The sequence below is a fragment of the Vicinamibacterales bacterium genome (assembly GCA_036496585.1).
Taxonomy (GTDB): Bacteria; Acidobacteriota; Vicinamibacteria; order Vicinamibacterales; family 2-12-FULL-66-21; genus JAICSD01.
In genome coordinates, this window is the sequence record DASXLB010000005.1 from 59453 (window position 1) to 78978 (window position 19526).

The following is a 19526-nucleotide window of genomic DNA, read 5'->3' on the forward strand; positions in this document are numbered from 1 at the left end:
GTTGCGCTGGATGGGCGCGTTGAGTATCGTGGCCTGATGTCTTCATTCTCTCTTGTTCGTTCGACGTGTGCCGCGGCGGTGCTGCTCGCGGTGGGTCTCACTGCCTGCGGCGGCTCGACGCCGGCCTCGTCCGCCACGCCGCCGGCGGCCGCGACGCCGTCTGGCCCTCGCATCTACGTGTCGGATGAAACCGGCACCGAGGTCGTCGTCATCGATCCGGTGGCGCAGCAGGTTGTCCAGAAGATCGCCATCGGCAAGCGGCCGCGCGGCATCAAGCTCTCGCCCGACGGCGCGCAGCTCTACGTCGCGCTGTCGGGCTCGCCGATCGGCGGCCCGAACGTCGACGAGTCGAAGCTGCCGCCCGCCGACCGTACCGCCGACGGCATCGGCATGATCGACGTCGCCAGCCACGCCGTCGTGAAGAAGTACAAGAGCGGCGATGACCCCGAGGCCTTCGCGATCAGCGCCGACGGCAAGACGCTCTACGTCGCCCAGGAGGACGAAGGGACGCTCTCGATTCTCGATCTGCAGAGCGGCCAGGTTCGACAGAAGGTGAAGGCGGGTGAAGAGCCCGAGGGAGTGACCGTCCGCCCCGATGGCAAGGTGGTCTACGTCACGTCGGAGGGAGACGGATTCGTGACTGCCGTCGACACCACGACGCTGCAGGCGATCGGCACGATCAAGACCGGCCCGCGGCCGCGCTCGATCGCGTTCACCAACGACGGCGCCACCGGATTCGTCACGTGCGAGAACGCCGGCGCGCTGACGGTGTTCGACTCGGCGACCAACGCCGTCAAGACGACGATCCAGCTGCCGAAGATCGAGGGGGCGCCGACGCCGCCGCGGCCGATGGGACAGGCGATGTCTGCGGACGGATCGCGCCTGTACGTCTCGCTCGGCCGCTCGAAAGCCGTCGCGATCATCGACACCGCGTCGCTCACCGTCACCGGTACGATTGCCGACGTCGGCGCCCGGCCGTGGGGCATCGCCGTCAGTCCCGACGGCAAGAAGCTCTACACGGCGAACGGCCCGTCGGGTGACGTGTCGATCGTCGATATCGCGTCAGGCAAGGTAGACGCACGGATCAAGGTCGGCGGCAGCCCGTGGGGCGTCGCCGTCGCCGCGGCGAGGTGACCCGGTACCGCGGCCGCCGCGCGTTCTCGATCGAAAACGGCACGCTGCGGGTCACGGTGCTCGCGGAGGGCGGCCACATCGCTGAGATCTGCGATCTGGCAACGGGCGTCAACCCGCTGTGGACGCCGCACTGGCCGTCGATCGAGCCGTCCGAGTACGACGCCGCGCGGCACCCTGAGTACGGCGGCGGCGCCGACGCGTCGCTCCTCGCCGGCATCATGGGGCACAACCTGTGTCTCGACGTGTTTGGCGGTCCTTCGGCCGCGGAGGCCGCCGCGGGGCTGCCTGCGCACGGCGAAGCCAGCGTGGCCCGCTGGGAGATCGACGCCGCCGCCGACGCGATCGCCATGACGACGGTGCTGCCGTCCGCCGGACTGCGCGTCGCCCGCCGGATCCGGATCGACGGACGGACGGTGCAGATCCGCGAGCGCCTCGAAAATGCCAGCCGCATCGATCGCCCGATCGGATGGACCCAGCACGTGACGCTCGGTCCACCGTTCCTCGAGCCCGCCGTCACGCGATTCGACGTAACGGCCGATCGCTCCCTCGTCTTCCCGGGTCCATTCGGGCCCGCCGACTATCTGCAGCCGGGCGCGGAGTTCGCGTGGCCGGATGCGCCGAAGCATGAGGGAGGCGCTGCCGATCTCGGCACCTACACCAGTGCCCGTTGCTCGAGCGCGTATACGGCCCATCGGCTCGATCCCGAACGCGAGACCGCATGGTTCATCGCGTTCTCGCCGCGGCTGCGGCTCGCGTTCGGGTACATCTGGCGGCGCACCGATTTCCCGTGGCTCGGAATGTGGGAAGAGAACCGCTCGCGGACCGCCGCGCCGTGGAACGGCCAGGCGATCACCTGCGGCCTCGAGTTCGGCGTGTCGCCGCTGCCTGAGACTCGGCAGCAGATGATCGAGCGTGGTCCGACCTTCGGCACGCCGGGCTGTCGATGGATCCAGGCGGGACAGGCGGTCGAGGTCGAATACCGCGCGGTGCTGCGGCCGGCGGCCACTCTGCCGGCGTCACTCGAATGATAGAATCGGCCTCAGAGAGGTCCTCATCCATGAAGATGTTTTCGCTCGTGTGTGTGCTCGCGCTCGCGGCGGCGCCCCTGGCCGCCGCTCAGGATATGAAGGCTCCGGCCAAGAAGGCGGCGGCCGCGACGAAGGCGGGGTCCGCCACCGGCGGCCGGACCGTGGAGATCACCGGCTCCGAGACGATGAAGTATTCGGTGACCGAGATCACCGCCAAGCCTGGCGAGAAACTTCACATCGTGCTGAAGGCGCTCGGCAGCATGCCGAAGATCGCGATGGCCCACAACTTCGTGCTGTTGAAGGCGGGCGTCAGCGGCCAGGATGTCGCCACCGCCGCGTTCAACGCGCGCGCGACCGATTTCATCCCGCCGGACATGAAGGACAAGATCCTCGTGCACACGGGCCTCGTCGGCGGCGGCGAGACGGGCGAGATCAGCTTCACCGCGCCGGCCAAGCCGGGCACCTACACCTTCCTCTGCACGTTCCCTGGGCACTTCTCGCAGGGAATGACGGGGACGCTGACGGTCAAGTAGGTACCGACAGGGACCCGAGCCGAGGGGACACATCAGGGGAGCCCGCCCGGGCTATTGAACGGGCGGCTCCCTTTTTTGTTGGGGCGACGGGCTAGTTGGGTGCCGTCGCGAGCGCGGCCGGATCGGCCGGCACACGTGGCTCGTCGGCGGTCAGGTAGGCGTAGCGTTCGCGAAACGCCTCGGGGGTGCAGTGCGCGATGGCCGCCAGCTTCGCCAGATCGTGGCTATCCTCGAAGTCCTCGCGCTGCAGCCGGATCATGTAGCGGCGCGCGATTGCGTAGCGCGCCGAGCTGACGACCACCGAACGCACGCGCGTTCGTCCTGTTTCCGGGTCGAGCATCGAGTCGAACGGGATGGGCACGAACTGGCCGCCCTGGATCGACACCATCGCCGAGCTGCCGCCCGAGAGCAGATAGCTCGCGGCCGAGTAGCCCAGGTCGCGCGTGTATTCCATGTCGAACGGAATCGGATCGGCGCAGCGCAGTTCGTAGCCGATGTTCTTGGCCGAGATCGTCGTCTTGATCTCGTGCTCGCGCAGCCGCTTGCTCACTTCCGCTTTCAGGATGTCGCCGAGGCTGACCTCGTCGAGCCGGATGTGGCCGTGCGCGTCGCGCTCGACGTCCTTCAGCTCGGCGAGATCTTCGGGCCGCAGGCTGAGAACGACGCCCTCGGCGATGACCGCGACGCCGTCGCGTCGCCCGTAGCTGAGGCGCTTGATGATCGCCCCGGTCAGCGTGTCCACCACGGTGGCGAGCGGGGTCGGCGCCTTGAACTCTTCGCCGATGAGCGTGACGGTGGCGCCGGCCGACTTGCCGATCCCGAGCGCCAGGTGCCCGGCCTTGCGTCCCATCGCCACCACGAAATACCAGCGCGACGTCGTCTTGGCGTCGACCATCAGGTTCTTGAGGACGTCGACGCCGTAGTGGCGCGCTGTCTGGTAGCCGAAGGTGTCGATGTGAGCCGGCAGATCGAGGTCGTTGTCGATCGTCTTCGGCACGTGCACGACGCGCAGGGCGCCGGCGGCGTGCTTCTCGAGGCGCATCGCCGAGAACGCCGTGTCGTCGCCGCCGATCGTGATCAGCCCCGTCACATTGAGGCGCAGCAGCGAGTTCACCGTCAGGTCGAGCAGGCGCGTGTCCTTGGTCGGATTGGCGCGCGCGATACCCAGCGTCGAGCCGCCGCGGAAGTGGATGCGGCTGACCGCGTCGATGGTCAGCGGGGTGACGTGGTCGACGTCTCCCTGCATGAGCCACTCGAAGCCGTCGCGAATGCCGACCACGTCGACGCCCTGCAGGCGCGCGCGAATGGTGGCGGCGGCGATCACGCTGTTGATGCCGGGGGCGGGGCCGCCGCCGACGAGGATGGCAAGACGCTGATGCTGTTCTGTCATGGGAGCAATGAAATCGATTGCAGAAAAAAAGATGCTAACACACTCACGACCACCAGTCGTAGAGCCAGCGCACGCCCGCGATCGACCCCAGCATCGCCGCCAGCATCCCGGCAAACGTCAGCGACCGCGCCAGCTCGCGGCGCCGCCGTTCCAGCCATACCGCCGCGAACGGCGCGAGGATCACGCAGCCGACCAGCGCCCGCATCGCCGCCGTGTGCCAGGCGGTGCCCTCCAGACAGGCATCGGCCCGATCCCGAAAGGACTGGCGCAGCGTACGGTCCCGAGCGTCGGCGCCGGCCGCGATCCATTTCGCGGTCGGCATCCGGCACGCCTCCCGCCCGGCTCCTTCGACGACGGTGAAGACGATCAGCCAGGCAAGGTAGCCGACGACGAGCAGGCGCCAGCGATCCGGCAACATCCCACCCGCGGTTGTAGCGTACGCACTTGACGCGGCGCAAGCAGCAGCGCAGCACCAATCCCTGGCGCCGGGCCTACTCGCGATACATCGCGTCGATCTCCGCCGACCAGTTCTGCTCCACGCTCTTCCGCTTCACCTTCATCGTCGGCGTCAGCTCACCGTCGGCGATCGTGAACTCGCGCGGCAGCAGCCTGAACTTCTTGATCGTCTCGAACTGCGCCAGATCGCGGTTGACGCCGGCGATGATTTCCCCGTAGAGCGCGACGACGTCGTCGCGATGCACCAGCGCGTCGTGATCCCCTGATGGACGGCCAAGCTCCTTCAGCCGCCGCTCGAGCGCCGCGAATGCGGGGACGATGAGCGCCGAGATGAAGCGGCGGCGATCGCCGAGCACGACGGCTTCACCGACGAGCGGGCTGCGCTGGAGCGTCGCCTCGATGGGCTGCGGCGCGACCTTCTTGCCACCGGACGTCACAAGCAGATCCTTCTTGCGATCGGTGATCGTCAGGTAGCCGTCGGCGTCGAGTGTGCCGATGTCGCCCGTGGAGAACCAGCCGTCGCGAACGGCCGCAGCGGTTTCGTCCGACCGGTTGTAGTAGCCCTGCATCACGTTGGGACCGCGGACGAGGATCTCGCCGTCGCCGCCGATGCGCACGTCGACGCCCTGCACGGCCTTCCCCACCGTGCCGAGCCGCGGCGCGTCGAGCGGATTGGCCGACACGATCGCCGACGTCTCGGTCAGGCCGTAGCCTTCCGTGATCGGCAGGCCAACGCCCGCGAAGAACTCGGCGACATTCAGCGGCAGCGGTGCGCTGCCAGACGCGAGCACCCGCAGGCGGCCGCCGACGCCGTCACGGATCTTCGAGAAGACGAGCCGATCGGCAATCTTGGTCTCCAGCGCGAGCACCGGCGAGGCCGCGCGCCCCTGCGCCAGGGCCCGGCCGTTCGCGACCGCGACGTTCACGCCCCAGTGGAAGAGCGTGCGCCGCGGCTGCGGCAGCGCCTGCCCTTTCTCCAGAATCCGCGCCTGGAACTTCTCGTAGACTCGCGGCACGCCGGTCATGACCGTCGGCCGTACGATCGTCATATCGCGCCCGATCGTGTCCATCGACTCCGCAAACACGATCGTCACGCCATAGGCGAGGTAGATGTACGAGACGAGGCGCTCGAACGCGTGGCTGAGCGGCAGGTAGCTCAGCGAGACGTCCTGCTCGTCAACGGGCACGGCCGCATGTGCGGCCGCGAGGTTCGAGACGAGATTGGCATGCGACAGCATCGCCCCCTTCGGGTCGCCGGTCGTGCCCGACGTGTAGATGATGGTCGCGAGGTCGGCGGCGCGGACGGTCTTCGCCTGATCGCGGAACTCGCGCGCAATGCCCCAGCCCGCCATGATCCGCGCATGCCCGCGTTCGGCCACCTCATCGAGCGACAGGACCGACGACGAAGCATGCGGCGCGCCGGCGAACGTCGCCATCGTCTCGAGCGACGGCAGCTCGTGCCGTACCGCCTTCAGCTTCTCGAGCTGCTCGGCCATCGACACGAACGCCAGCCTCGCCCCCGCGTCCTTGGCGATGTAGCAGGCCTGCTGAGCGGTGAGGGTCGGATAGATCGGCACGGTCACCGCGCCAAGCGTGAGGATCGCCAGGTCGGCCACCAGCCATTCGGGGCGGCTCTCCGACACGATCGCGACGCGATCGCCCCGCCCGACGCCAAGCGACGCGAGTCCGAGCGCGACGTCGCGGACGCGATCGAACCAGTCGCGCGTCGACTGTCCGGCGACGACGGCGTCACGCACCTGACCGACGAGCAGCGGCTTGGGGTAACGCCCGAGCACGTGGAACGGCAGATCGGCGAGCGTCTGCAGATCGGCCCGAGGCTCCTGACCGGCGTCCTCCATCAATACCCCGCGCGCTTGTCGACCGGGTTCAGCAACGGCTGTCCCTCGGCGAACCGACGGAGGTTCTCGGCGAACATCGCCGTCGCCGCCGGCCAGTACCCGGCGAAGTGACCTGACACGTGAGGGGTGAGCAGGGCGTGCGGGCTGTCCCAGAGCGGACTGTCGGACGCCAGCGGCTCATGCTCGAAGACGTCGAGAGCCGCGCGGATGCGTCCGCGCCTCAGCTCCCGCGCGAGCGCCGCTTCGTCGACCAGCTTGCCTCGGCTGACGTTGACCAGCACCGCACCGTCGCGCATCAGGCCCAGCTCGCGCTCGCCGAGCAGGTGCTGTGTCTCGGCGGTCTGCGGGGCGGCGATCACGATCACGTCGGCGCGCGGCAGCTCATCGTCCAAGGCCTGCGGCGGGCGGAGCACGCCCACGCATGGGACCGGCCGTCCGGCCTGGCGGCGGATGCCGACGACCTCCGCGCCAAAGCCGGAGACGAGCGACGCCACCGCGCTGCCAATCGACCCCACCCCGACGATCAGTACGCGGCAGTCACGCAGCAGCCGCGGCGGCGACGCCGCGTGATATTCCTCCTGCGCCCATACGTGCTCCTGCTGCCGTCGCCAGGCGAGCGGCAGATCGCGCAGGAGCGCCAACGTCACCGCGATCACCTGCTCGGCAATCGGGACCGAGGCGATGCCGCGCGAATTCGTCAACTGGATCGCCGACTCGACCATCGCCGGAAACAGCATGTTGCCGACCCCGGCGGCCGGGCTGTGCACCCAGCGCAGACCGGGCGCCGCGGCGATCTGTTCCGGACGCAGCCGGGCGCCGAACACGACGTCCGTGCCGGCGATGTGCGCCAGCGCCTCGGTGTCATCTCGTACGTGTACGAGCGTGTGCCCGGGAAACTCGTCCCGCAGCGCCGCCACCTGCGCGTCAGGGATGCACCACGCGGCAAACGGACTGTAGATGGCGACGAGTATCTGCACGGCTCTCCGCTGCCGGCCTACTTGGTTTTCGTGATCAGGCGGACGTCGCCGATCACCATCTCCCGGTCGACCGCCTTCACCATGTCGTAGATCGTCAGCGCCGCCACCGCCACCGCGGTCAGCGCTTCCATCTCGACGCCGGTCGGCCCCACCGTACGAGCGGTCGCTTCGATCGTGTAGCCGTCGCGCACGGGGATCAGCTGTACGTCGGCATGGGTCAGCGCGATCGGGTGGCAGAGCGGAATCAGCGCCGCGGTCTGCTTGGCGGCCATGATCCCGGCGAGGCGCGCTGTCTGCAGCGGGTCCCCCTTCTTATTCGTGCCGGTCCGGACCTGCCGGAGCGCTTCGGCCGACATGTGGATGTGCCCGCGCGCGACGGCTTCGCGCGGCGTCGCCGCCTTGTGGCCGACGTCCACCATGCGGATCCGCCCCGCCGCGTCGACATGGGACAGCCGCCGGCTGCCGCCTGCCGGTTTTCGGCGTTGATCACTCACCGTTGTCTCCTTGCACGAGGAAGAACGACAGGCTCTCGAGCGAAACGGTCAGGTCCATGTTCTTCAGCTTCACGCCGCGCGGCACGCGATAGGCGCCGGGCGAGAAGTTGAGGATCGCCTTGATCCCGGCCGCCACGACGGCGTGCACGGCCCCCGGTGCTGCCGGGGCAGGCACGGCGATCACAGCGATGCCGATGTTCTCGCGGCGCACCACCTTCTTCAAGTCCCGGATGTCGTGGATCACGACGCCGCCGCGCGAGCGGCGCGCGATCTTCTCTTTCGCCGTGTCGAACAGGGCCACGATCTCGAACCCGTCGTCGAGGAACCCCGGATAGTCGGCCAGCGCCAGGCCGAGATTACCCGCGCCGACGATGCCGACGCGGACGCCGCGGTCGAGGCCGAGGATCTGGCGCAGATGGCGCCGCAGTTCCTTGACGTAGTAACCGATGCCGCGCACGCCGAACTCGCCGAAGTAGGCCAGATCCTTGCGGATTTGTGCGGCATTGAGATGGAACTGCTCGGCGAGGGATTGCGACGAGATCGTCCGCACGCCTGCCGCGTCGAGCGCGCTCAGGCAGCGGAGATAAACCGACAGGCGATTCGTCGTCAACTCGGAAACCGGTTCCGCCACCCCTTTCTGGCGCGTTTCCTCCTCGAGCTTGTTCTCGCGCGTCACAAGGCGAGTATACGTGCGGAGATTGAGGCGGGGCGCCCGGCCTCCCGTCTCCTCCTCGGAGTAATATCACCGCCATATGGCCCAGACGACGCCTCAACCAGATCGCCCCCCGTTTCAGCCGTTCGTCCCCGCTCACCAGTCACCCGCCGAGTTCACTGTCAAGGCGGTCGTCCTGGGCGTCTTCTTCGGCCTGATCTTCGGGGCCTCGACGGTATACCTGGGCCTGCGTGCCGGACTGACGGTCAGCGCCTCGATTCCGATCGCGGTCCTGGCGATTTCGGTGCTGAAGAAGATCGGCGGCTCGACGATTCTCGAGAACAACATTGTCCAGACGATCGGCTCGGCTGGTGAATCAATCGCCGGCGGCGTCGTGTTCACGATTCCGGCGCTGATCTTCCTGACTCCCAACGGCCCCGGCTTTTTCAGTTATTTCCAGATCCTGATGCTCGCCTTCGCTGGCGGCATTCTCGGCGTGCTGATGATGGTGCCGCTGCGGCGGGCGCTGATCGTGAAAGAGCACGGCGTCCTCCCCTATCCGGAAGGGGCGGCATGTGCCGACGTCCTGATCGCCGGCGAGCGCGGCGGCGCCCTGGCCAGGACGGTGTTCAGCGGACTGGGCATCGGCGCGCTGTGGAAATCGCTGTCCTGGATCTTTCAGATCTTCACGACGGCGGTCGGTTACTCGATGGCACGGACCAGCTTTTTCCCCAACGCGACGCTCAACGTCGACATCTCTCCCGAGTACATGGGCGTCGGCTACGTGATCGGGCCGCGGATCGCCGGCGTGATGTTCGCGGGTGGCGTGCTCTCGTGGCTGGTGCTGCTGCCGCTGCTGACGATTCTCGGCAACTACATGACGGTGCCGTTCCCGCCCGTGCCGGCGAGCGGCAAGATGATCAGCGAGATGTCGGCGCAGCAGTTGTGGAGCGCCTACATCCGTTACACCGGCGCCGGCGCGGTGCTCGCCTCCGGACTGATCACGCTCGCCCGCACCATCCCGACGATCATCTCGTCATTCCGCGACAGCGTGAAGGACTTCGGCGGCGGCAAAGCGGCGGCCGTCAAGACGCGGACCGAACGCGACCTCCCGATGACCGTCGTCCTGGTCGGCTCGCTGGCGCTGGCGGTCTTCCTCGCCCTCGCGCCGAAGATGCCGACGCAGGGCAACTTCCTCGCCGCGATCCTGGTCGTCATCTTCGGCTTCTTCTTCGTGACGGTGTCGTCGCGCATCACCGGCCTGATCGGCTCGTCGTCGAACCCGATTTCGGGCATGACGATCGCTACGCTGATCCTGACCTGCACGATCTTCGTGGCGCTCGGCTGGACGGGCGACTACTACGCGCCGGTCGCGCTCTGCGTCGGCGCGGTCATCTGCATCGCCGCCGCGCAGGCCGGCGGCACCTCACAGGATCTCAAGACCGGCTACATCGTGGGCGCGACGCCCCTCTATCAGCAGATCGGGCTGCTCATCGGCGTCGTCACCTCGGCGCTGGTAATCGGACTGACGACGCTCTATCTGCACAACGTGATGACGATCGGATCGCAGGCCCTGCCGGCGCCGCAGGCGACGCTGATGGCGACGATCATCAAGGGCCTGCTGAGCCGCAACCTCCCCTGGGGCCTGGTGCTGGTCGGCGTGTTCATCTCGATCACGCTCGAGCTGTGCGGCATCCACTCGCTGTCCTTTGCCGTCGGCTCCTATCTGCCGATCGCCACGACCGCGCCGATCTTCGCCGGCGGCATCGTCCGCTGGTTCGTCGAGCGGAGGACCGGCCACGCGGAGGAGTCGGAGGTCGGATCGGGCACGCTCTTCAGCTCGGGCCTGATTGCCGGCGGTTCGCTCGCCGGGATCCTCTACGCGATCCTGTTCGGCCGCCATATCATCAGTGCCGCCGACGACGGCGGGACGCTCGGCTTGATTCCGTCGGTGCACAACGGCACGATGGGGATCGTGGCCGGGGCGGTCCTCTTCGCCGCGCTCGCCGGAGTGCTGGCGCGCGCCGCGCAGAAGAAGATGGGATGAGGGGAAGGCGCGCGGGGTACTGAGCGGGTGTCGGTGCTAAGGGTGCTAAGGGTGCTAAGGGGGCCAAAGGTGCTAAGGGTGCTGGTGCCAAAGGGGCTAAGGGTGCGAATGGTGCGGCGTGTGCCAAAGGTGCTCGCCGTCCTGGCCGTGATCTGCACCTTTAGCACCCTTAGCACCGTTAGCACCAGCACCCTTAGCCCCTTTGGCCCCTTTAGCACCTTTGGCACCCTTGTGCGCGCCCTCTATCCCCCCCTCTCGGCGCAACCCGCGGCAACGCGCTTCGCGACCACCGCCGAGGAACTCGTCGCCAGCCCCGTCTTCTTCCACGGCAAGTCGGTCGTCGTCCGACGCGACGTCGAACCCGCCGGCGAGCTGTGGCGCCTGGCCAATACCGCCAAGCCGGTGTACGTCTTCTGGCGCGGATCGCCTGAGCTGAAGGGCAACGGCGAGGTACGAGGCGAGTTCTGGGACCTCGGCCGCCTCGAGCGCACTGACACGCGCGTGGCCAACCTGAATCTGCAGCCGGTCCTCGACGCCGCGGCGCACGGCAGCTGGCCGGCGCGGGATCAGGTGTTCATCATCAGCGGCGCGAGCGGCGTCGACTCGCCGCTGCCGGCCGAACCGACACTGCGCGCGCTGGCGCTCGCGCCCGAGCCCTACATCGGCAAGGGAGTGACGATCACCGGCCGCTTCCGGGGCGCCAACTTGTTCGCCGACCTACCGAGCGGCGCCGGCACCAAGGGCCGCTGGGATTTCGTCCTGCAGTCGGCCGATGCCGCCATCTGGGTCACTGGCGTACGCCCGCGCGGCAAGGGTTTCGACCTCGACGTGAATGCGCGGATGGACGCCGGACGCTGGCTGCAGGTGGCCGGGACGCTCCGGCGCGAGGGTCCGCTGCCGTTCGTCGACGCGACCTCGGTCGCCGACGCCAAGGCGCCCAACGAGACCAACGTCGAGATCGTGCTGCCGCCGCCCCCGCCCGAGCAGCCGCCGACGGTCGTCTTCAGCGCGCCGACCCCGGACGAGACCGACGCCGAACGGGCGCTGCCGATCCGCATTCAGTTCTCACGCGACATGAATCCGAAGTCGTTCGTCAACCACGTGCGCGTGTCGTACGTCGGCCCGGCGCCAGCCGGCGCGCCGGCGCTCCCGGCGGCGACCATCCGTTACGTCGACGGCACGCACGCGCTCGAGATCAAGCTCGCCGCGCCGCTCGACCGCTTCCGGGCGGTCAAGGTCGAGCTGCTCGAGGGCATCCTCAGCAACATCGACAATCAGCCGCTCGCGCCCTGGTCGATGACCTTCACGACCGGCGGCTAAGCCTGAGAAACGGCGCCGGCCCTTTCACGAAAACACTTCACGAGTTGACTCCGGACTCCTGTGACTCCGGGGTGTGCCCGCCAGGAGCTCCGCCGTCCCGTCTGCGGAAGCGTTGCCGCACTGCCCGTACGATCCAGCGGGCGAGCACGATCAGCACGACCACGCTGACCAGCACGACGAAGCCTGCGGCGAGCGGGTATTTCAGCGCCAGGAAACCCAGCGCGACCACGAACGCGTCCTCGGCGAGCGACAGGATCCAGTTCGAGAACGGTTCAGGGCTCGCGTTGGCGATGAGACGCGTGCCTGCCTTGCCGGCGTGCGAGCCGGCCGCGAGCGTGCCGCCGAGCAGCGCGATCATGGTCTCCGCGAACGGCGAGGCGTGGCCGAGAGTGGTCACGGCGATGAACGCTCCGCCGAGCGGCCGCACCACCGTGTGGATGGCGTCCCAGACGGAATCGAGCCACGGCACCTTGTCGGCGAAGAACTCCACGACGTAGAGCGCGATCGCGCCGCCGATGATCCAGTTGTTGTCGAATACCTGGTATTGCGGCGGCAGCGCCACCCAGCCGAAGCGGCCGGCCAGCCCGAGAATCGCGACCGTCGCATAGAGATTGATACCGGCCGCGAACGAGAAGCCGAGCGTGCGTCCGAGCTCCGCGAGCAGCGTCATGCCGCCTGATCGGCCTGCTGCAGCAGCGAGGCGACCGCGGCCCGCGCGTGCGTGATCAGCGCGTCGCGATCGGGCAGGCCGAGGCCGGAGGTTTCGATCGGCGGTCCGAAACGGATGACGATCCGCACCGGCCGGATGATGAAGCTCCCCTTCTGCAACGCGTCACGGGCGCCGGTGATGGCGACGGGGACGACCGGCGCCTGCCCCTTCAACGCCATGATGAAGCCCCCCTTCTTGAAGGGCAGCAGCTCCCCCGTCCGGCTGCGCGTGCCCTCGGGAAAAATCAGGAACGACGCCCCTTCGCGGAGCCCCTCGGCGGCGCGTTCGATCGCCGGCAGGCTCTGATCCCGGTTGCCGCGCTCGAGCGGCACGAAGCCGGCGATGTCGAAGGCCCGCACGAGGATGGGCAGCTTGCGCAGCTCCGCCTTGTAGAGAATCCGCAGCCGCGGGAAAAGCGGCCCCAGGACCGAATACAGGATCGGCGGCTCGACGTTGCTGGTGTGGTTCACCGCATAGACCGCCGCGCGATCGCGCAGGATGTATTCGGGATGGTGGACCTCGATGCGCATCCCGCTGAGCCACAGGCCCAGACGCACGCCGCCGTCAGCGACCCGGTAGAGCCCGAGGGGCCGGCCGCGGGCGATCGCGATCAGCAGCGCCGGCGGTCCGACGAGCACCACGTATGAGGCGACGGCGACGTAGGTCGCAAGGGAGCGAACGGCGGCGACGAGAGTGGTCATGAAACAAAAACGGCCGGAGCGATTGTATCGCCCCGGCCTGCGCGAATTGCTAACTGTTGACTGAGAACGCTCAGCTCGCCTTCGCCGTGCGCTTCACCGTCACGCGCGTGGTCGGCACGGCCTTGGCCGCCTTGGCCTTGGCAATCGAGCGGGTCTTCTGGGTGAAGCAGCGTTCCAGCGCGACGTCGACCTTCTGTTCGACCATGTCGTTCTTCTCGTGGGCCACCTCGGAAATCTCCGAGATGACCAGGAACTTCGCGCGATCGAGCATGCGCTTCTCGCGGAAGGAGAGGTTCTTCGAACGCGCCAGGAACGTGAGGCTCTTCAGCACCTCGACCACGTCATAGATGGAGCCGGTGCGCATCCGGTCGGAATTGTCCTTGAAACGCCCTTTCCAGTTCTGATGATTGTCGATCTTCCCGTCCCCGAGGAGGCCGAACAGGCGTTCCACCTCGCCGTCGGTGATCGCACGCCGGAGGCCGACGCCTTCGACGTTGTCCACCGGAACGAGCACGGTGGTCTCGTTGGCGACCATGCGCAGGTGGTAGAACCCGCAAGTCGTTCCGAGAATGGTTTTTGTTTCGATGCCTTGCACAACGCCGAGACCGTGATTCGGGTAAATGACCTTGTCACCAATCTGGAATGTCACACGTCCCCCACGTTACACAGGTAAGTCGGTAAGGAAAAACGGGCGGTAAGCAGTCCTTTGAGTATACCCCAAGGATGCAGAGGGGGCAACGAAATATGCCCAAAAACAGGGCCTTTTCTGCAATTTTCGGCGTGAACGACCTCACACTCGGGGGGAGCATACGGCTGGCCGCCGATCCCGGCGATCGGGGCTAAGTTTCCGGAATGGAAAGAGTTGGGGACTCGAACTAGACCCGGTAGCGCGCCGAGGCCAGCTCGGCAATTTCGCCGACGAGCTGGGGATAGGTCCGGCCGGCTTTCCGCGCCGCCATGGCGAACTCGGCCCGCGAGGCGAGCCACGGGTTCGGGTTGGCTTCGATGACCGCCACCCGCCCGTCGGGGCGAAGGCGCATGTCAATACGGGCGTAATCGCGGAGCTCGAGCGCCTGGAAGACCGCCACCGCCGTCTGCTGCAGCAGCGTCGCGGTGTCGTCGGGCAGGTTTTCCACGACCGCCGACTTGGTGTCGCGGTACGCCGCCGTCCCTTTCCCCCACTTCACCTCGGCCCCGGCGATCCGCGGCGTGCCTTCCGGCAGCTTCGACAGGTCGAGCTCGACGACCGGGAGCGCCTCCGGGTTCTCGTTGCCGATGACCCCGACGTACATCTCGCGTCCTTCGACGTATTCCTCGATCAGCACCGGCGAGTCGAAGTTGGCGTGGAGCCAGTCGATGCGTTCCATCAGCTCGCGAATCGAGCTGACGACGGCGTTGAACTCGATGCCGATCGATCCGTCTTCGCGAGCCGGCTTGACGATGACGGGGAATTCGAGGTCGTGCGAGAAATCGAGACGGCCTCGGTAGGACCGCGCGAACACCGGCGTATGAATGCCGTGGAACTCGAGGATTTTCTTGGCGACCGCCTTGTCCTGCGCGTAGAGCAGGCCGTGCGAGCCGGCCCCGGTGAAGCGCCGGCCGAGCAGCTCGAGATAGGCGGCAATGCAGGCGTCGGCCGTGTCGTTGCCGGCGAACGACTCCGACAGGTTGAAGATCAGATCGCCCTCGAGGCGGGCGATCGCGTGCAGGCTCTTCACCGAGCCGTCGAGACAGTGCAGCGTCGGCTCGTGCCCGAGTTTCGCCAGGGCCTCGGCGACTTCGTCTTCGACTTCCTTGCGGTCGAGGGTCCGCGTCAGCGGCCCGCGTTGGGGGTCGTTGGTCGCGTCTTCGTCGTCGGTCTCCCAGCGATCGAACAGGACGACGACCTTCAGCGTGCTCACGCGCCTCGAATTATAATCGACGGATGCAAAAGTCCGTACTGTTCCTCTTGGGTGTGGTGTGTCTCGTCTCGGCCTGCACGGCGTCGGCGCCGGGCGAGGAATTCGGGATGAAAGATCAAGCCGCGATCCGCGAGCGCAGCGACGGGTTCGTCAAGGCGTTCAACGCCAAATCGATCGATCAGGTGATGGGCGTCTACACGGAGAACGCGACGTTCATGCCGCCCAACCAGCCGGTGCTGCGCGGCAAGGACGCCGTCAAGATGTTCTACGACGACATGATGAAGGCGGGTGCGACGAATCTCAAGGTGGAGGCCGCCGAAGTCTCCGGCCATGGACCCCTCGCCTATCAGAGCGGCACCTATGAGATGGATCTCCAGCCCGGCAAGGGCCCGGCTGAACACGATCGCGGCAAGTACCTCTTCATCGCGCGCAAGATGAGCGGCACCTGGCGCTACGAGTACATGGTGTGGAATTCCGATTTGCCCGTCGCCGGGCGCTGAAGTTCGGGAATTGAAGGAAGGGTGACAGTTGGCCGTGACCCGCCGCGAACTGCCCCCTGCTAACTCTTTTCCGGCTCCCGTCGGTAGGCGCGCAGGGCCGGCGTCACTGTCGCGATCGCGATCGTCGCCGCAACGCAACCCAGCCCGCCGCTGACCACCGACACGACCGCGCCCAGCCACTGCGCCAGCAGCCCGGCCTCGAGCTCTCCGAGCTGGGGACCGCCCATGAAGAACACCATGTTGACGCCGACCATGCGGCCGCGCAGGTGGTCGGGCGTCTCCAGCTGCCGAATCAGGTTGCGGAACACCATGCTCACGGTGTCGGTTGCGCCCGTCATCGCCAGACACCAGAACGAGAGCCAGAAGGACCGTGAGACGCCGAACCCGACGGTCGCGAGGCCGTAGGCGGCGACCGCCGCAATCAGCCAATCGCCGCGGCGATCGATGCGATCCACCGCCCGCACCATGACGGCGCTCGTGACCATCGCGCCCACCGCCGGCGCCGCGTAGAGCCAGCCGTAGCCGTGCGCGCCCACGCCGAGGATGTCCTGCGCGTAGAGCGGCAGCAGCGCGGTGGCCGACGAGAAGAACGTCGCGAAAAAGTCCAGCAGCATCGTGGATCGGATGAGCGGCGCGCGGAACACGAAGCGCAGCCCCTCCATCGCGGCGTGCAGCGTGAATTCGGCGCGCTTGGCGCCGGCGATCCCGGCATCGATGTGGACGCTCCCGACGCCGCGCATCATCAGCAGCGCGCCGATGACGACGAGAAACGAGACCGCGTTGATCGCGTAGGCCCACGCGACGCCGAGCTGCCCGATGACGATGCCGCCGAGCGCGGGGCCGGTCACGGCGGCCACCTGGAACATGATCGTGTTGAGTGTCAGGGCGTTCGGCAGCTCCCCGCGCGGGACCAGATTGGGCGTGAGCGCCTGCCGCGCCGGCAGGTCGAACGCGCCGGCTGCGGCGCTGACGGCCGAAATCGCGTAGACGGGCCAGACGCTGGTCAGGCCGCGCCACGTGAGCGCGGCGAGCACGGCCGCAAAGACGGCCATCAGGGACTGCGTCACCAGCATCAGCTTGCGGCGGTCGTAGACGTCGGCCGCCACGCCGCTCACGAGCGAAAAGACGATGACCGGGACGACGCGCACGAGCCCGACCATGCCGAGCGCCAGCGCCCGCTTGCCTTCCGGCACGAGCAGCGACACGTGCCACAGAATCGCGGCGCTCTGCATGAGGCTGCCGGAAAACGAAATCAGCAAGCCGACCCAGAGGAGGCGGAAGTTGCGATGGCGGAGGGCAGCGAACAATGTGCCCTTCGATTCTACCGGTTCCAGCCGCTGGCGCCGTCGGGTGGAAGGGTGTTCGAGTGCGATAGGATGACCGCTTGTGATCGAGATCCTGGCCGTCGATCGTCTGCCGGCGGCGGTCCAGAACGGCCTGTCCGGCCTGTTCGTCCTCCATCAACCATCGGACGTAGGCGACGCCGAGAGGTGGCTGTCGGATATCGGCCCGCGCATCCGCGGGCTGGCCCGCGGCGGCCACGCACCCGTTGACCGACAGCTGATCGAGCGTCTGCCGCGTCTCGAGATCATCGCCAGCTTCGGCGTCGGCTACGATGCGATCGATCTGGTCGCCGCCGCCGAACGAGGCGTCGTCGTCACCAACACGCCCGACGTCCTCACCGAGGAGGTGGCGGACACGGCGATCGGTTTGCTGCTGATGACGGTGCGCGAGTTGGGCGCGGCGGAACGCTACCTGCGGGCCGGCCGCTGGGCGGCTCAAGGCCCCTATCCGCTTTCCCCCTCCCTTCGCGATCGGACGGTCGGCATCGTCGGACTGGGACGCATCGGCATGGCAATCGCGCGGCGGCTCGACGCCATGAAGGTCAGCGTGGCTTACCACTCGCGGCGGGCCCGCGCGGACGCGTCATACCGCTACTATCCGCACCTGCGGGAGATGGCCGCTGACGTAGACGTGCTGTTGGTGATCGTGCCGGGGACGGCCGCCACCCGACACCTCGTGGACGCAGACGTGCTCGCGGCGCTGGGACCCAACGGCGTCCTGATCAATGTCGGCCGCGGATCGGTGGTTGACGAAGCGGCGCTGATCGCGGCGCTGAAGAACGGCACGATCCGATCCGCCGGCCTCGATGTCTTCGCCCACGAGCCGCAGGTGCCGACGGAGCTCCTCGCGCTGCCCAACGCCGTCCTCCTCCCGCATGTCGGGTCGGCCTCGGTGTACACGCGCCAGGCGATGGGACAGCTCGTCGTCGACAACCTCAGGAGCTGGTTCCAGGATGGCAAGCCGCTGACGCCAGTCCCGGAGACCCCGTGGCCGGCGCGACCTGCCTCGAGCGCCTGCTGATAGAATCGAGGCCGCTGCCCTGATCCGTTCTAGGCCGGAGTGGTGAAACTGGCAGACGCGCGGGACTCAAAATCCCGTGGGCTTAACGGCCCGTGACGGTTCGATTCCGTCCTCCGGCACCAAATAAATCAACAAGTTAGCTGGATACACAACGCCGACATAGCGTTAGCCATTTGACGCAGGGCTAACATCGGACACGGTTATGGCCCGCAAAGCACTGACCGACCGATTCGTCGCGGGCGTTCGCCGGGCGACCCGCATCGTCTATTTCGATTCGAAGGCGCAAGGCCTCGCGCTTCGCGTCACTCCGGCGGGGACGAAGACGTGGTGCTTCGTCTACCGCCGCGGCGGCAAGCCCCAGTGGCTCACGCTTGGCACTTACCCCGCCGTGACGCTCGCCGACGCGCGAACCGTCGCCCGCGATAAACGCCACGCCATTGACGTCGACAAACGCGATCCCGTGGAGGAGTTGAGAGCGGAGCGTCAGACGGCCGCGCTCACCCCGGCGGCGGCGCCTGCTGCGGTGTTCACGTTCGTCGACCTCGCCGCCCTCTATGAAACGTTCGCCAAGGGAAGGAAGAAAACTTGGAAGGACGACATTAACAAGACAAACAAATACTTGATCCCCGCATGGGGATCGCTCCCCGTACAGGCGATCACCCGCCGTCACGTCCACGAGCTGCTCGATACGCTCGTCGCCAAGGGAATGACGACAGGCGTGAACCGAATCCAAGCGGTGATTTCCAGACTATTTACCGTAGCGCTGGACCGGTCCTTGGTGGACGCGCATCCCGCGGCCAGGATGATGAAGCGCTTCCAAGAGAAGCCATCTGATCGTGTCCTCACCGACGAGGAATTGCGCGAGCTCTGGGCCGGACTCGACGTTCGCCCGGGCCCCGCAGCGGACGCCATGAGACTGCGCCTGCTGCTCGGTCAGCGCGGAGGCGAGGTCATCGGTATGCGGTGGGACGAGATCGATCTCAAGGATCAGACGTGGACCTTACCTGGCGTGCGCACGAAGAATGGCCGGCCCCATTCCGTGCCACTGGGGCCGACATCAACCGGCATCCTCGAGCGACTCTGCTCGCAGCGACGCGCGAACGAAGACCGCGTCTTCCCCGGCCTCACGGCCGACCGTGAGGACCACCGATTACTGTCAGCGGTTCACTCGGGTGCGTACACGTGGAAGGATCTGCGTCGGACGGTGAGTACCAGACTGGCTGCGCGGGGATTTAGGGAAGAAGTCGTTGGGCGGACTTTGAACCACGCCCGATATACCGTCACCGCGCGACACTACATTAAACACGCCTATTCCCGAGAAACACGGCAAGCGCTCGAAACCTGGGACCGCGATCTCGCCGATATCATTGCCGGACGCCGTGCCGTGAGCAGTGGTGCTCTTGCGGTTCCAAGTGCTCAGCGCCTCGACCCCGTCCCGGGGCCCTAGTAGCCAGCACCGCA

Annotated in this window: 19 protein-coding genes and 1 tRNA gene; 9 read left to right on the plus strand and 11 right to left on the minus strand. The window is 67.3% G+C overall.

What is annotated here, in order from left to right; translation table 11 throughout:
* Positions 1–36: 36 nt before the first annotated feature.
* Genes VGI12_01840 through VGI12_01850 form a run of 3 tightly spaced genes read left to right on the plus strand, consistent with a single transcriptional unit; the run spans position 37 to position 2695 of the window.
* Positions 37–1134 carry a hypothetical protein gene (locus VGI12_01840; GenBank protein HEY2431385.1) on the plus strand — a complete coding sequence of 366 codons (1098 nt, stop codon included), beginning with the start codon at positions 37–39 and terminating at the stop codon, positions 1132–1134.
* Complete coding sequence (locus VGI12_01845; GenBank protein HEY2431386.1) at positions 1131–2162, plus strand: hypothetical protein; 1032 nt, start codon at positions 1131–1133, stop codon at positions 2160–2162. Before VGI12_01840 ends, VGI12_01845 begins: the two co-directional genes overlap by 4 nt.
* A gap of 29 nt (positions 2163–2191) precedes the next feature.
* Positions 2192–2695, plus strand: a complete 504-nt coding sequence (locus VGI12_01850; protein HEY2431387.1) for a plastocyanin/azurin family copper-binding protein — start codon at positions 2192–2194, stop codon at positions 2693–2695.
* A gap of 91 nt (positions 2696–2786) precedes the next feature.
* Here the strand turns inward: VGI12_01850 and pfp are convergent, their stop codons facing one another.
* From pfp to VGI12_01880, 6 genes are all read right to left on the minus strand, one after another.
* Positions 2787–4085, minus strand: a complete 1299-nt coding sequence (gene pfp / locus VGI12_01855; protein ID HEY2431388.1) for a diphosphate--fructose-6-phosphate 1-phosphotransferase — start codon at positions 4083–4085, stop codon at positions 2787–2789.
* Between the two features lie 43 nt (positions 4086–4128).
* A complete protein-coding gene (locus VGI12_01860) occupies positions 4129–4503 on the minus strand; it encodes a hypothetical protein (GenBank protein ID HEY2431389.1) in 375 nt (124 codons plus the stop codon).
* A 73-nt stretch (positions 4504–4576) separates the two neighbouring features.
* Positions 4577–6400: a long-chain fatty acid--CoA ligase gene (locus VGI12_01865; GenBank protein ID HEY2431390.1), complete on the minus strand. Its 1824-nt coding sequence runs from the start codon at positions 6398–6400 to the stop codon at positions 4577–4579.
* Positions 6400–7377, minus strand: a complete 978-nt coding sequence (locus VGI12_01870) for a D-2-hydroxyacid dehydrogenase (protein HEY2431391.1) — start codon at positions 7375–7377, stop codon at positions 6400–6402. The genes VGI12_01865 and VGI12_01870 overlap by 1 nt, the downstream gene beginning before the upstream one ends.
* Positions 7378–7394: 17 nt before the next feature.
* On the minus strand, positions 7395–7871 hold the full coding sequence (moaC, locus tag VGI12_01875; protein HEY2431392.1) for a cyclic pyranopterin monophosphate synthase MoaC: 477 nt from the start codon (positions 7869–7871) through the stop codon (positions 7395–7397).
* Positions 7864–8547 carry a redox-sensing transcriptional repressor Rex gene (locus VGI12_01880; protein HEY2431393.1) on the minus strand — a complete coding sequence of 228 codons (684 nt, stop codon included), beginning with the start codon at positions 8545–8547 and terminating at the stop codon, positions 7864–7866. The genes moaC and VGI12_01880 overlap by 8 nt, the downstream gene beginning before the upstream one ends.
* 76 nt (positions 8548–8623) lie before the next feature.
* Between VGI12_01880 and VGI12_01885 the strand changes: the two genes are divergently transcribed.
* A complete protein-coding gene (locus VGI12_01885) occupies positions 8624–10570 on the plus strand; it encodes an oligopeptide transporter, OPT family (GenBank protein ID HEY2431394.1) in 1947 nt (648 codons plus the stop codon).
* A 231-nt stretch (positions 10571–10801) separates the two neighbouring features.
* Complete coding sequence (locus VGI12_01890) at positions 10802–11890, plus strand: Ig-like domain-containing protein (protein HEY2431395.1); 1089 nt, start codon at positions 10802–10804, stop codon at positions 11888–11890.
* 37 nt (positions 11891–11927) lie between these two features.
* Here VGI12_01890 and VGI12_01895 read toward each other — a convergent pair whose 3' ends face one another.
* The 4 genes from VGI12_01895 to VGI12_01910 form a co-directional block, all read right to left on the minus strand.
* Positions 11928–12560, minus strand: a complete 633-nt coding sequence (locus tag VGI12_01895; GenBank protein ID HEY2431396.1) for a DUF4126 domain-containing protein — start codon at positions 12558–12560, stop codon at positions 11928–11930.
* Positions 12557–13300, minus strand: coding sequence for a lysophospholipid acyltransferase family protein (locus VGI12_01900; GenBank protein HEY2431397.1), 744 nt, complete (start codon positions 13298–13300; stop codon positions 12557–12559). The genes VGI12_01895 and VGI12_01900 overlap by 4 nt, the downstream gene beginning before the upstream one ends.
* A gap of 70 nt (positions 13301–13370) precedes the next feature.
* Complete coding sequence (locus VGI12_01905) at positions 13371–13949, minus strand: CarD family transcriptional regulator (protein HEY2431398.1); 579 nt, start codon at positions 13947–13949, stop codon at positions 13371–13373.
* A 226-nt stretch (positions 13950–14175) separates the two neighbouring features.
* A complete protein-coding gene (locus VGI12_01910) occupies positions 14176–15201 on the minus strand; it encodes a hypothetical protein (protein ID HEY2431399.1) in 1026 nt (341 codons plus the stop codon).
* Positions 15202–15224: 23 nt separating this feature from the next.
* Between VGI12_01910 and VGI12_01915 the strand changes: the two genes are divergently transcribed.
* Positions 15225–15701 (plus strand): DUF4440 domain-containing protein, encoded by a 477-nt coding sequence (locus VGI12_01915; protein ID HEY2431400.1) that lies wholly within the window; start codon positions 15225–15227, stop codon positions 15699–15701.
* A 59-nt stretch (positions 15702–15760) separates the two neighbouring features.
* Here VGI12_01915 and VGI12_01920 read toward each other — a convergent pair whose 3' ends face one another.
* The gene (locus tag VGI12_01920; GenBank protein ID HEY2431401.1) at positions 15761–17008 is read right to left on the minus strand and encodes an MFS transporter; all 1248 of its coding nucleotides are present in this window, start codon (positions 17006–17008) and stop codon (positions 15761–15763) included.
* 79 nt (positions 17009–17087) lie between these two features.
* On the opposite strand from VGI12_01920, the gene VGI12_01925 reads away from it, so the two are divergent.
* The 3 genes from VGI12_01925 (at position 17088) to VGI12_01935 (ending at position 19512) form a co-directional block, all read left to right on the plus strand.
* A complete protein-coding gene (locus VGI12_01925; GenBank protein HEY2431402.1) occupies positions 17088–18065 on the plus strand; it encodes a 2-hydroxyacid dehydrogenase in 978 nt (325 codons plus the stop codon).
* A 33-nt stretch (positions 18066–18098) separates the two neighbouring features.
* Positions 18099–18187: transfer RNA gene (locus tag VGI12_01930), tRNA-Leu, on the plus strand.
* A gap of 80 nt (positions 18188–18267) precedes the next feature.
* The gene (locus tag VGI12_01935) at positions 18268–19512 is read left to right on the plus strand and encodes an integrase arm-type DNA-binding domain-containing protein (GenBank protein HEY2431403.1); all 1245 of its coding nucleotides are present in this window, start codon (positions 18268–18270) and stop codon (positions 19510–19512) included.
* Positions 19513–19526: the final 14 nt, after the last annotated feature.

Coding starts and splice junctions, on each gene's coding strand:
- VGI12_01895 (HEY2431396.1), bottom strand. CDS start 12,560: ATGACGCTGCTCGCGGAGCTCGGACGCACGCTCGGCTTCTCGTTCGCG.
- VGI12_01850 (HEY2431387.1), top strand. CDS start 2,192: ATGAAGATGTTTTCGCTCGTGTGTGTGCTCGCGCTCGCGGCGGCGCCC.
- VGI12_01840 (HEY2431385.1), top strand. CDS start 37: ATGTCTTCATTCTCTCTTGTTCGTTCGACGTGTGCCGCGGCGGTGCTG.
- VGI12_01885 (HEY2431394.1), top strand. CDS start 8,624: ATGGCCCAGACGACGCCTCAACCAGATCGCCCCCCGTTTCAGCCGTTC.
- VGI12_01860 (HEY2431389.1), bottom strand. CDS start 4,503: ATGTTGCCGGATCGCTGGCGCCTGCTCGTCGTCGGCTACCTTGCCTGG.
- VGI12_01935 (HEY2431403.1), top strand. CDS start 18,268: ATGGCCCGCAAAGCACTGACCGACCGATTCGTCGCGGGCGTTCGCCGG.
- pfp (HEY2431388.1), bottom strand. CDS start 4,085: ATGACAGAACAGCATCAGCGTCTTGCCATCCTCGTCGGCGGCGGCCCC.
- VGI12_01900 (HEY2431397.1), bottom strand. CDS start 13,300: ATGACCACTCTCGTCGCCGCCGTTCGCTCCCTTGCGACCTACGTCGCC.
- VGI12_01915 (HEY2431400.1), top strand. CDS start 15,225: ATGCAAAAGTCCGTACTGTTCCTCTTGGGTGTGGTGTGTCTCGTCTCG.
- VGI12_01865 (HEY2431390.1), bottom strand. CDS start 6,400: ATGGAGGACGCCGGTCAGGAGCCTCGGGCCGATCTGCAGACGCTCGCC.